Annotated in this window: 12 protein-coding genes; all 12 read left to right on the top strand. The window is 68.6% G+C overall.

What is annotated here, in order from left to right:
- The first annotated feature begins 24 nt into the window (after window positions 1-24).
- The 12 genes from ABR737_RS01405 (at window position 25) to ABR737_RS01350 (ending at window position 12,101) form a co-directional block, all read left to right on the top strand.
- Entirely contained in the window at window positions 25-2,097 is a 2,073-nt protein-coding gene (locus ABR737_RS01405; protein ID WP_350248315.1) for a hypothetical protein, read from the top strand.
- Window positions 2,098-2,220: 123 nt separating this feature from the next.
- Window positions 2,221-3,042, top strand: a complete 822-nt coding sequence (locus ABR737_RS01400; RefSeq protein ID WP_350248314.1) for a hypothetical protein — start codon at window positions 2,221-2,223, stop codon at window positions 3,040-3,042.
- Window positions 3,043-3,044: 2 nt separating this feature from the next.
- Window positions 3,045-4,247, top strand: coding sequence for a peptidase M23 (locus tag ABR737_RS01395; RefSeq protein WP_350248313.1), 1,203 nt, complete (start codon window positions 3,045-3,047; stop codon window positions 4,245-4,247).
- A gap of 76 nt (window positions 4,248-4,323) precedes the next feature.
- Window positions 4,324-5,565, top strand: coding sequence for an MFS transporter (locus tag ABR737_RS01390; protein ID WP_350248312.1), 1,242 nt, complete (start codon window positions 4,324-4,326; stop codon window positions 5,563-5,565).
- A gap of 229 nt (window positions 5,566-5,794) precedes the next feature.
- Window positions 5,795-6,991, top strand: a complete 1,197-nt coding sequence (locus tag ABR737_RS01385; RefSeq protein WP_350248311.1) for an RNA ligase — start codon at window positions 5,795-5,797, stop codon at window positions 6,989-6,991.
- A gap of 98 nt (window positions 6,992-7,089) precedes the next feature.
- Window positions 7,090-8,124, top strand: a complete 1,035-nt coding sequence (locus ABR737_RS01380) for an ADP-ribosylglycohydrolase family protein (RefSeq protein WP_350248310.1) — start codon at window positions 7,090-7,092, stop codon at window positions 8,122-8,124.
- A gap of 53 nt (window positions 8,125-8,177) precedes the next feature.
- On the top strand, window positions 8,178-8,438 hold the full coding sequence (locus ABR737_RS01375) for a hypothetical protein (RefSeq protein WP_350248309.1): 261 nt from the start codon (window positions 8,178-8,180) through the stop codon (window positions 8,436-8,438).
- A gap of 441 nt (window positions 8,439-8,879) precedes the next feature.
- Window positions 8,880-9,332, top strand: a complete 453-nt coding sequence (locus ABR737_RS01370; protein ID WP_350248308.1) for a hypothetical protein — start codon at window positions 8,880-8,882, stop codon at window positions 9,330-9,332.
- Window positions 9,329-9,571: a hypothetical protein gene (locus tag ABR737_RS01365; RefSeq protein WP_350248307.1), complete on the top strand. Its 243-nt coding sequence runs from the start codon at window positions 9,329-9,331 to the stop codon at window positions 9,569-9,571. Before ABR737_RS01370 ends, ABR737_RS01365 begins: the two co-directional genes overlap by 4 nt.
- A 182-nt stretch (window positions 9,572-9,753) precedes the next feature.
- Complete coding sequence (locus ABR737_RS01360; RefSeq protein ID WP_350248306.1) at window positions 9,754-9,987, top strand: hypothetical protein; 234 nt, start codon at window positions 9,754-9,756, stop codon at window positions 9,985-9,987.
- Window positions 9,984-10,763: a hypothetical protein gene (locus ABR737_RS01355; RefSeq protein WP_350248305.1), complete on the top strand. Its 780-nt coding sequence runs from the start codon at window positions 9,984-9,986 to the stop codon at window positions 10,761-10,763. The genes ABR737_RS01360 and ABR737_RS01355 overlap by 4 nt, the downstream gene beginning before the upstream one ends.
- Window positions 10,764-10,850: 87 nt before the next feature.
- A complete protein-coding gene (locus tag ABR737_RS01350; RefSeq protein WP_350248304.1) occupies window positions 10,851-12,101 on the top strand; it encodes a hypothetical protein in 1,251 nt (416 codons plus the stop codon).
- The last annotated feature ends 66 nt before the right edge of the window (window positions 12,102-12,167 follow it).

Genomic DNA, 12,167 nt, shown 5'->3' with positions numbered 1-12,167 from the left:
GACTCGTGGGCGGGAGGAGAGGTGATGAAGACTCTGCTGAAACGATTCCGTACCGTCCTGTTGTACCTGTGGGTGCGCATGCCGCGGGCTCGGGCTCTGCTCACCCCGACCGCTGCGCTCCTGGCGACCTGCGCCGTCTTCGCGCCGTTCGCGGCCGCCGATGACAAGTACAAGCCGGCCGGTATCGGCGACTTGATGCCCTCGCCGGATCATCCGCACGGCCAGGGCACCCTCTATGAGATGTACGACGCCGACGTCTACCAGCTCGACAAGCAGCTGTCCGACAGCGCCGTCGGCGGCGACCTCATCGATGGCTGGCTGCACGGCGTCGGCACCATCCTCATGATTGTCCTGACGATGATCGGCCAGGCCGCTGTCGTGGTCACCTCCTGGTGCTTCAACGTCGTCAGCCTGCCCGAGGTGGAACAAACCATCTCCCATGCCATCGGTGCGGCGGCAGGGCCGATGTTGAAGGTCTTCATGCCGACGGCAGTGGCTGTTGGCATGTTCATCGCCTGGGCCAAGCGCTCGGACCAGAGCATGCTCGGCCAGCTCGCCTGGGTCTTCGCCTCCGCGGTGATCGCCACCACCTTCCTGGTGGCCCCTCAGACCTGGGTCAAGGGCGTGGACCATGGGCGTCAGCTCGGCTCAGACGTGGCGATGACCACGATCGGCTCCGGCCTGTCCAGTCAGGGGAAGGCGACCATGCCCTTCAAAACCCCTGAGCCCGCATGGTCCGGCAAGTCGAAGGACGACACCATCCGGCGCGCGTCCGATGCCGTTTGGCGCACCTACGTGGCAACTCCCTGGTGCATTGCGGACCTTGGCTCGATCAACGCGTGCAAGAAATGGGGCAACGAGATCCTCAAGCACGGGACGGACATGGACGCCCGTGAGGACTACATCATCGACAACATCGAAGACGAGGTGGGAGACGAGGCGGAGCAGTGGATCCAGGGGCACTCGCCCGGCGGCCGGATCGGTGTGCTGCTCCTCGGCAATGTCTCCGCAGTCATCTTCTGCGCCCTGGTGATCACCCTGGCGTTCGCGACACTTGCTTCTTTGATCGGCGCGTTGATGCTGCTCGTGTGCGGGGTCGCCTTCGCCACGTTGTGGTGCATACCCGGTAAGCCGAGAAGTTGGGGCGTCCAGTGGTTCGAGATGCTGCTCGGCCTGGTCGTCGTCTCGTTCACTTCCACGATGTTGCTCGGCACGGTGATGGTGGTCTCCGTCGCCATGCTCGAGCTGCTGCCTTCCTACGGATGGCTGATGGCGTCCGCGCTGAACATCACCACCGCGGTGATGGCGTTCCGCGTCAAGGGGCGCCTCGACGGCATTGTCAGTGCTGGTGGAGCGCAGATGGCCGGCCGCGGCATCCTCAGCACCCTTGGCCGTATGCGCCAGATGCACAGAATGGGCAAGCTGCTGAAGCCCAAGCGTGCAGGCTTCGGTGACATGGACCGCCATCCCGCCCCGGACAGCGGCTCCGGCTCCGGCTCCACAAGCAGTCGTTCGACAACGAATAGCCGCACCCACCAGACCCGCACCTTCCCGCCCCCGCCCAGCCGGCCCGGCGCCGGCGGCGACTACGCGGCCCAGCCCGGCGCTGGCGGCGACTACGCGGCCCAGCCCGGCACGATCGAAAGGCTCGACAGGCAAGGCCACGACGGCAACGACCCAGCGGCGGCCCGTCGTGCCAAGGCCGACCTGGCACAGCGCAAGGCCGGCGAAGCCGGCCCGGCCGCGATCGGCCCTGGCAGTCCCGACGGTGGTCGCGGGCCCGGTGGCCCGGGCCGTCCCGGAAGCGGCACGCCGGGCAGCGGCGGCTACACAGTGCGGCCCGGTGCGCCGCCCCGTACCGGTGTACCCGAGGAGACCAAGGCCGTCGGGGACCGGGTCATCCAGGGCACGGTCGTCAAGGACGGAGCCGGTCCGGCCAACCCCGTGGGTGCCAGGTTCCGGCAGTTCCCGCCCCCGCCGACCACGTCCGCACCCGCACATGCAGCAGGCCGAGCAGCCGGGTCGGCCGCCGGCCGGACCTCGGTGAACCCGGCCGGCACACCACGGTCGCTGCCGCCGGGAACCTCCCGCAACTGACCCAGAGCCCGCGGCACTCCCCCTCCCTCTCCTTCCTGCGAGATCCCGGGGCGATCCGGCCCCTGTGGCCGGAACGCCCCAGGGCCATCTCGCCTTGCCCGCCTTCCTCTTACGGAGCCTGCTGTGACGTACGACCAGCACGAAGAAGAGCCGACCGGCCCCCCCATCAACCGCCCGTCCCGCGGTCCGGCCGGCGCACCAAGCACGGCCGCGGAGTGGCGCGACCTGCTACGCAAAGACGAATTGCCCGACGAGTTCGCCGACCTGCCCCGCCGCCAGCGCCGCCGGGCCGCCAAGCGCTGGCGCTCAGCCCGCCGCATGGAACGTGAGCAAGCGATCCGGCACGCCCGCAGCAAGCCTCCCACCACGCTCGCCGTTCCAGCGCTCGCGCTGGTCGTCGCCGCCGCGATCGCTGTTGGCACTCTGTTGTGGCCGGGCGACGACGGGCCCGCCCGGACGTCGAAGCCCAAGGCCGGCCCGGCTGCGCCCATCAGCACGCCCTCCACAACGCCGTCCACGCCTGCGGCCCACCCCACGGTGGAGCTCACCGACCCCGACAAGGTGGCCAGGGAGTTCGTCAACGCCTACACCACCCGGCTCCCCTACCAGGACGGCTCCCACGCCGCAGCAGTGAAGCGGGCCGCCCCCTACGCCTCGACTCCTCTCGTCGAGAACCTCAAGCGCCACGGTGACAAGGACTTCGACCATCTGGTCGCCGCCCAAGCACTCGAAGCCAAGCCCACCAAGGTGGAGATAGCCCAGCCGACCGAGAAGCAGCGGCCCGCCCCCGACACCTCCGTACGCGTCTACCGGCAGGCCACCGTCACCATCGCGGTCAAGGGCACCGACCCCTACACCTACACCCGCCACCTCACTCTCGAGGTCTCGCGGGCCGACCCGAGCGCACCGTGGATGGTTACCCGCGTGCTGGGCATCGAGGAGTAGGCGTGGACGGGAAGGACGTCGCCCACACAGCCCTCAAAGCCACCGGCCTCGTCAAGAAGGGCCTCCAGCTCAAGTTCTCCGCCATCGCCCTCGCCGTGTTCGTCATCGGCCTGATGCTCCTCGGCCTGCTCGTTCCTGCAGGAGGCGCGTCGGCAGCGAGCTGCACCGACGCCGGCGCAGGAACGGATGACTCCTCCGCCGTCTCCCCAGCCGGCGGTGACCATGCCAGCGGATCGCTGCACAAAAAGCAGATCAGCTACGCCAAGACCATCGACTCCGTCGCCGTCAAGCTCAAGTTGCCCGGCCGGGCCACCTTGATCGCTCTGATGACCGCGATGCAGGAATCCACCCTGCAAAACCTCGATCACGGTGACCGCGACTCCGTGGGCCTGTTCCAGCAGAGGCCCGGTATGGGCTGGGGCACGAAGGCCCAGATCATGGACCCGGCGTACGCGGCGCAGTCGTTCTTTGCGGGCCGCGGCAGCAATTCCGGGCTCATGGACATTGCCAACTGGCAGAAGCTGCCGCTCGCGACGGCTGCCCAGAAGGTCCAGGGGTCCGCCCACCCGGAACTGTATGCCGGTCACGAGACCCCGATGCGCAAGCTCGCCAAGGAAGCCGGCGTCAACCTCAACCGCGCCGGCAAATCCTCCGGCTCAGACAAGAAGGCCCCTGCCGCGAACGAAGGAGGTGGGGGCGGGGACACCAGCCACAGCAAGAAGAACGCCTGCGGTGTCGCGCCGCCTTCGAAGGGCGGCAGCGGCGGAGCGGGCGGCACGTTCAGCGACGGGAAACAGACCTGGACCCTGCACAATCCCAGGTCGGTCGCCGCGGCCATCGCCTGGGCCAAAGCGCACGCCGGCCGCAACTCCACGAAGAACTGGGAGCAGCGCTGTTTGGCCTACACCGCGATCGTCTACGGCTGGCACGCCAGCGGCGTCAACTACGCGAGGGACCACTACACCACTGTCCCCAAGTCGATGCGTCACGACAAAGACCGCAAGCCCCCGCCGGGCGCCCTGATGTATTGGGACACACACCACCCAGCGGGGCATATCGCGGTCTATCTCGGCCACAACAAGGTTGCCTCGAACGACATTTTGCGGCCGGGCTACATCGACATCGTCGACGCCGACCAGTTCGAAACGAAGTGGAACGCCACCTATATGGGCTGGACACCGCCGGTCTTCCCCAAGGCCAGCTGAACACCCTGGCGCAGCCATCTCCGCTACTACCCCACCCCATTCGTCTTCACTCCACACCCACAGGAACCGGCCCGTCATGACCACCCGCACCGCACCCGCGCCGCGCGCCGACGTCCGCAGACCCGTCACCTACCGCAGTGTCCTGCAACTCCCCCACGTCAAACGTCTGCTGGCCGGCGCGATCGTAGGGCACCTTCCGGTCGCCATGGCACCGCTGGCCATCCTCCTGGTGGTCCGCACCAGCGGCGGATCGACGCGTCTGGCCAGTGCTCTTGCCGCCGTCTACGGTGTGAGCGCCGCCGTCGGTCAACCGCTATGGGGCCGCCTCCTGGACCGCCGCGGGCACATACCGACGTTCACCGTGACTGCACTCGTCTCAACCGGTGCCTTCGCTGCGCTCGCGCTGCAGGATCCTGCCGGTCAGCCTGTCGTGGGGGCCGCGTGTACCGCAGCGGCAGGGTTGGCGACGCCACCACTCGAAGCTGGGATGCGGGTGCTGTGGCCCGTTGTCGCACGCAGCCCCGCTCAGCAACGGGCTGCATTCGCATTGGATGCCTGTGCTCAGGAAGTCGTGTTCATCGCGGGCCCGTTGCTCGTGCTTGTCCTGTGCTCAACCGTCGGGCCATCGGTGGTGCTGGCAGCTACCGCCTTGTTCGGTCTCTTCGGCACCTTGCTTTTCGCCGCGGCGCCGCCCTCGCGTCGGCTGCGGCCGGTGCCGACGGTGCGTGCCGACTGGCTCGGGCCGCTGCGTGCCCCTGGGCCCCGCGTCCTCGCAGTGGCGTTGCTGGGAGCCGGGGTGGCTCTCGGGGCACTCAACGTCGTTGCCCTGTCGCTGGCCGAGCTCCACCAGGCGCCAGCTCTGACCACCCTCATACCGGCCGCTCTTGCCGTCGGCAGTCTCAGTGGTGGGCTCGTGTACGGGCGCCGCATCTGGTCGGCTTCCCTTTTCGAGCAGCTCCTGGGGGCTGCGGTCGGTCTGTTTGTGGGGTTGCTTCCCTTCCTTGCGGTTACCGGGCCCGTCCCTGCGGTAGCTGCGGCATTCCTTCCGGGGTTGTTTCTGGCACCGCTGTTGGTTGTGTGCTTCGCGAGCCTTGAGCATCTCGCGCCGGATGGGACGCTTGGTGAGGCATCCGCTTGGCTCATCGCTTGTCTGGGCCTGGGCCAGGCTGCGGGAACTGGTCTGGCCGGACTCATCGGTGACCGTGGGCCGTTGGCGCCGGCCGTAGTGGCTGTCATTGGTGCGGCGCTGGCATGTCTGAGCCTGGCCGGGCCTCGCAATGCCCTCGCCCCCCTGCCTCACCGTTCCGTTGACGCTTAAGATTTGCGTGGCGCGCACTCCTGCTGTAATATCTTAAGCGTCGGAAGGGGATCCCTTCCTTCGCCGGCCCTATCCCATGGGCACGGCAAACCCGACCGGTTGTCCCGGTCGATGACCCGCCGCCCTGACGCACGCAGTCCCCCAACCCGGCGTGCGCGGGGCGGCGGCACCACCTTCTTCTTCGCCGCGGCTTCACCGCGGGTCAGTCCCTGCACGCCTGGAGGCCACCGTGATCCCTCTCGCCACTCTCTTCTCACCGGACGACCTGGCCAAGGCGATCACAGACGGCCATGTGGTGCGCAAGCAGCACCGGCACCTTCCGCTGTCGATCTTCAACTACACCCAGTCGTGCCAGTACGCAGGTGCGTGGAACGCCGTGACCACACGGTGCCGCGGCCTCGTTGTGGACGAGCGGACGAGCACAGTTGTCGCCATGCCGTTCGAGAAGTTCTTCAACGTCGCCGAGCACGAGAACGGCCGGGCCTACGCACAGCCGCTGCCCAAGGAGCCGTTCCGCATCTACGACAAGGTCGACGGAAGCCTGTGCATCATCTTCCACTTCAACGGCCGCTGGCACGCCGCGACCAAGGGTTCCTTCCACTCGACGCAGGCCAACCGGGCCCGGGGGTGGCTCGATGCCTCGGACACCTCCCGTCTGCAGCCCGGCACCACGTACCTGGCGGAGATCATCTACTCCGGCAACCGGATCGTCGTGGACTACGGAGACCGCGAGGACCTCGTCCTCCTCGGCGCATACGGAGCAGACGGCGTCGAGCTTGACCTGGAGGAGGCCGCTGCTCACTGGGACGGCATCGGATCCGTCGTGCGCACCTGGCCATCGATGGACCTGAGCGAGCTCATGGCCCGCGCCGAGGCAAATGTCCACCCCGACGGATCGTCCGGTCTCACAGCTGAGGGGTACGTCCTGCGGTTCGACTCGGGAGTCCGGGCCAAGGCCAAGCTCGCCGACTACGTACACCTGCACAAGATCGCCACCGACGCCAACGAGGTGGACATCTGGCGGTACTGCGGCCTGAAGAGGCTCAACACGCACCCCGCGAAGGACGTAGCCAAGGTTCTGGGGTGCCCTGTCTCGGAGGTGACCCGGCTGGCGAGCGGGGACATTGAGCCGCTGGAAGTGCTGCTGTCCACTCTGCCGGACGAGTCGTACGCATGGGTGCGCAAGGTGGTCGACACCCTGGAGCGCCGGTACTCCCTGCTCTCTCAGGCGATCAACACGGCCTTTGACGAGCATGCCCACCTGGCTGGCGACCGTCGTGCCTTCGCCCACGCGGTAGCGGGCTGCGACACGGCCGTCCGGTCGGGGCTGTTCCTCCGCCTGGACAACCGCGACCCCTCACTGCACATCTGGCGCGCCATCCGGCCCTCCCAGGCTCCCGGCCCGGTCGCTCAGAGCGGGAACTGACCCTAGTCCCAGCCCGCCTCGGCCCGCCCGCCCCCTGCGAGCGGGCCAGGGCCCGATCAGGAGACCAGGAGACCACCGGCAATAGAACGGAGGAGTGCATGCCCACAACCAAGACATCAGCGCAGATCCACCCCAAGAACGCAGCGACCGGGGCTTTGATAGGGCTCGCGCTCGGTGACGCGATGGGCCACCCCACCGAGTTCGCCGACATCCCCTCAATCCAGGAGGCCGCCGGCCCCTGGCGGCAGATGGAGCTTCCCACACCGGCGATAGTCACCGACGACACCCAGATGACCATCGCCGTCGGCCGCGCCCTGCACACTGCCGGCTCCGACGGCCACATCAGCCCGATACGGCTGCAGCGCGCCATCATCGAGGAGTTCGTGCGGTGGTACGACGCCCCGGACAACAACCGCGCGCCCGGCAGCACCTGTCTGCGGGCCTGCTCCCTGCTGAAGTCGGGGACACCATGGCTCGCCGCGACCCAGGCCGACTCCAAGGGCTGCGGCGCCAACATGCGCGTCGCCCCTGTCGGTCTCGTCCCCTTCCTGGACGAGGAGGAACAGGCCGGCGCCGCTCAGCTCCAGGCCGCGCTGACCCATGGCCACCCCACTGCGCTGGCCGCGTCCGACCTGACCGCGCACGTTGTCCGCCTGCTGGCGAACGGTGCCAATCCAACCGTGCTGCCACATCTGCTGCGGCAGTACGCGCACGCCAACCGCATGCGGTACCACGAGCGGTGGCTCGGCGCTCTGTGGAAACGCGGCCCCGGGCGCACACCCGGTGCCTTCATCGCCCGCGGCTGGGACGAGGTCCTGGCTGCCCTCGACCGCCTAGATGCGGCACTTGCCGCCCCATCGCCTGAAGCCGATCCCTGCCTTGCCACGGGAGGGGGCTGGATCGCCGAGGAGGCCCTGGCCACCGGCCTGCTGTGTTTCCTCCTCTTCCCCGACGAGCCACTCACCGCGCTGCGCAGGGCCGCCTGTTCGTCCGGCGACTCCGACTCCATCGCATGCCTCACCGGCGCCTTCGCTGGCGCTCACCACGGCGTTGGCGCATGGCCGGTGGCCTGGAGCGAACGCATCGAATACCGCCGCACCCTGCTCGCCCTTGGTGCCGCCTGGGACCGCTGACCGCCCCCTGAGAGGCCGAGCCGCACGATGAGTGTGCGAAGTAATGGAGCGCCATGGACAACTTCACGATCACCGATGACGATGGCTTCGATGCGCTCCTGGACGCCTCCAGCCTGGGGGCTCACCACGTGACATCAATACACCTCCCCATGCCGGAGCTGGTGCGCCAGCGATTCCGGCATGCAGCCCACCATCCGGAGGCGTACGGCGAGATCGGTCTCACCGCGCTGGCAGCTCCGCGGCGCAGTGAGAGTGCCCCGGAACACGCCGGTGCTCTACAACGGGGCTCGGCTATTGCCGCCAATGAGGGCTGACGGCTACCACCTGCCTGCTGGTGGCCCGGGGCCGGCCCCTCGCGTACGACCTCGAAACCATCCGATCCACAGCCGCCCGCCCGCTACTCCGACGGGCTGCCAGCCGACCTCGCCGACGCCAACGTGCCCACTCGCCGCATAGAAGAACAGCGGTGTGAGCAGCACCTGGCTCGGCTTGAACACCGTCGGTGCAGCGGACGAAGACAGCGACAAATTCACCGCAACGAGGACGCAGGGTGATCCCCCGCCCTCCAGCGAACACCTCGCACTCTGCAGGACCGGTGCCCGACGCCCCCGCCCACACCCACCCTGCCTGCCGCCAGCGCGTCCGGGGGCGTCACACCCGCCCATGCCCCAAGCGGCAGGATCCGCCCAACTCTCAACCGCCCAGAGAGGCCCATGACCACACATACCAAAACCCAATCCGCTCCCGACCCCTTCATGAGCCCGGGACCTCCCGACACCTTCCTGGATGTCGCGGTGCCGGACGACATCAAGGCGCAGTGGCACCGCTGGGAAGGAGTCCGATGGCGCCGCATGCGCCACATGGGGACCAACAATCTTTTCCCGCCCGACCAGCGGTATTCCGTCCGTCCGCCGCGGGAAATGTGCCGGCTCCACCACGAGTTCTGGATCAAGTACCGAAACATGAACTTCGACCCGGTGAGTGGAAATCGCTGGCCGGGACACCCCGGGTCGCCGTTCATTCCGGTCACCCGCAACCTGGACCGGCTGCGCGAAGAACGCCGCGTGGAGTGGGACGAGAAAGCCTCCGAACAGATGCGGCTGACCGAGGAGATCTGCCTGTCCGGCCGCTCGCCACAGTGCTGCCCGCAGCACTCCCCGACCGCCGACGGCTCGCACCCTTCTGAGACGCTGCGAGGTGTCGCATGAGGCTGCGCCCTGACACCGCGTTCGACGCGGCTGCCGCACGAGCCGAGGCGGGCGCCGACCCGACCGCGTACCTCCTGGCGTACGCCAGCGGCCGCAGCAGGGCTCAGCAGGGAGGCGACATCGAGGCCGACTGGCTGCTGCTGACCACACGCTCAGAGACGTCCGCCGCGGTCCTCGCCGGATTCATCGAGGGGCTGGCGTCCACCCGCTCGTGGGTCGAGGACGGTGAGGGCCGGTGATCCGCCGCAACCCGCGGGATCGGCCGGCCGGAGCCTGAGCCGCGCGGCCACACCATCCCGCTCCGTGCCAACACCCCCGAGGAGAACGAGGCCGCGCGCCGGTACGTGGCCAGCCGCGCCACCGACGCCGACGGCCTCCGCACGCTCCTCGCCACCCTCGGCCTGAGCGACGGGAGCGACCAGTGACTGACCCGATAGAGAACGAGCGCCGCCAGATCGTCGCGGCAGCAATCCGTCGGCAGGACGGCCCGTGGACGAAGAAGCGCACCATGCGCGTCCTCCGCGCCGCCGGGCTACCCGGGCCGTACGACAGTGCCGCCCGCCGCGTGCTCGCCCACCACCACGAAACCGGGCTCCTCGACCGCCACGAGACGCCTGGCCGCCGCTTCTACACACGCAAGGACGATGCCCAATGAGCCTGACTCGTGCCGAACTCGCCAGCATCATCGATGCATACGCCGAGGCCGAGCGGCGCATCAACATGGCCACGGCTCCGGACTGGCAGGCCGGTCGCCATGAGTTGCGCTCCCCCGAGCAGGCCGTTATCACTCCGTCTTTCGACGAGATGGCCGCCAAACCGGGTACCACCCAGACCCAGTTCCGTGTCACCTACGAGCGCGTCGGCCGTCACGGTGGTTGCGACGGCAGCCAGCCGCCGGCCCCGCTGACCGTGTGGGCCATCAGTGCTGACGGTCTCGCCGAGCACGTTCACCACGACGTCCTGCCGTACCTGGCATCTTCCGACGTCGAGGTATCGGTGAACCTCCAGACGATGACCGGCCGCATCTTCGCGGGCTGCAACAACGGCGGCTCCTTCACCATCGAGCAGCTGACGAAGTTTTGCGACCTGCACGCCCACACCATCCCGATCGACGCCCCCGAGCAGGACGCCTTGGAACGCATTCGGCTGAGGGACGAGCGCATCCGACGCGCTCACCATTTGCTGGCAGGTGCCTGCGAGCTGCTCGAGCTCGTCATGGCTCCGGAGCGGCCAGTCGCCTCGGCGGCCGAGGAGCGCTGCTCGGGCCCGAGCGGGCCGGGCGCGCAGGAGCCGCCTTCGACTGAATGCGCCACGTGCGGGGACACCGGCTGCCGGGACCAGCAGGCTGAAGCACACATCTACTGCCGGCTGTGCAACTGGCCCCACGCGGAGCACCGCTTCATGGAGTGCGCCACCTTCACCGCCAGCTGACCAGCGCTGGCCCTCACACCGAACGCGGGACCGTGAGACGGCCCTGCCCCGTCCGGGCGGGCCATCGCCCGGTTCCCCATCTTCCGTATGGAGCTGCCAATTACCGCACTACTCACTCCGACCCCAGCCCTGTTCGACACCCCGGCCAGCACTCAGGCACCGGTGGAGTACGTGATCAACTGGGGCCGCGGCGTCGACTCCACCGCCTACCTGGTGGCCATGCTCGACGACCCCGCCCGCCACAGCGTCGATCTCGAACGGGCGTGCGTCATCACGATGGCGACCGGCGACGAGTGGCCGGACTCGGACGCCGACGCCGAGCACTTCATCCTTCCCCTTCTGAAGGCCCGGGGCGTCCGGCTGGTGCAGCTGGCCCGCGGTGGCCAGGCGGCACAGGCCGGGATCGATGTCCTGGACGACTCCCGTAGCCCTGAGCGTCTCATCCGCCGCGGCCGGTGGTCTCTGTGGGACGAGATGGAGTCCAACGGCACCGTGCCTCAGCAGGGAGGCATTCGCAAATGCAGTATCCGCGCGAAGGGCGACGTCGGTGACCGGTGGCTGAAGCTGGCCACTGGCGGCCGCCCGTTCCGCCAGATGATCGGCTTCAACGCTGACGAGACCGGCCGCCGCGAACGCGACCGCCTGGCCAACAAGAACCCGCTGCGTACGGGCGTGTACCCGCTCATTGACTTGGGCTGGGGGCGGCAGCGGTGCGAGGACTTCCTCCTCGAACGCCTCGGAGTGCGCTGGAAGAAGAGCTACTGCACGTTCTGCTGCTACCCGGTCTCGATGGGCGCGATGGCCGCGCACCTGGACCGGATGCGAGCCTTCCCCGAGATCGCCGGACGGGTGCTGCGCCTGGAGTACACAGCGATGCGCCTGAACCCCAACGCCCAGCTCTTCGGGCGCCGTTCTCTGCTTGAGCAGTTCGATGCCGCACGCGAAAGCGACCGCCCGGTGCTGGACGCCTTCGCCCAGGAACTGGCCTCGTGCCCTTGGGCCGTCTACCACCTGCGCCGCCTTCTGCCGCCGAGCACCAAGGACCCCGCCAAGCCAGGTGAGTGGCTGCGGTCGGTACGCCGGCTGCGCACCGACCGGCCTGCCGACCTTGCCCGAACCGTGGAACGGGTGGGTGCGCGGATCGGTGCGCGCCTGGAGGTCGAGGAGCAGTTCGGATCGGTGCGCGCGTGGAAGCGCGAACGCGGAAAGACCCTACCGGTGACGGAGGAGTTCCTGGTGACCGCGCCGGCGTACGTCGTCGACAAGCAGAAGGACGTCTTCGAGGCGAAGTGGGCCTGGCACACCGGCCTGCAGCCGCTCAGCCTGCCGGGGACATGAGACGGCCTACGGCTGGACGCTCCGCGGCGCTCGAAGGAACTGCCGACGGCCTGGACGTCCTCGCCG

The organism is Streptomyces sp. Edi2 (genome assembly GCF_040253635.1).
GTDB lineage: Bacteria > Actinomycetota > Actinomycetes > Streptomycetales > Streptomycetaceae > Streptomyces.
The sequence above is the reverse complement of the archived record's forward strand: the minus strand, read 5'-3'. Positions and strand labels throughout refer to the sequence as shown.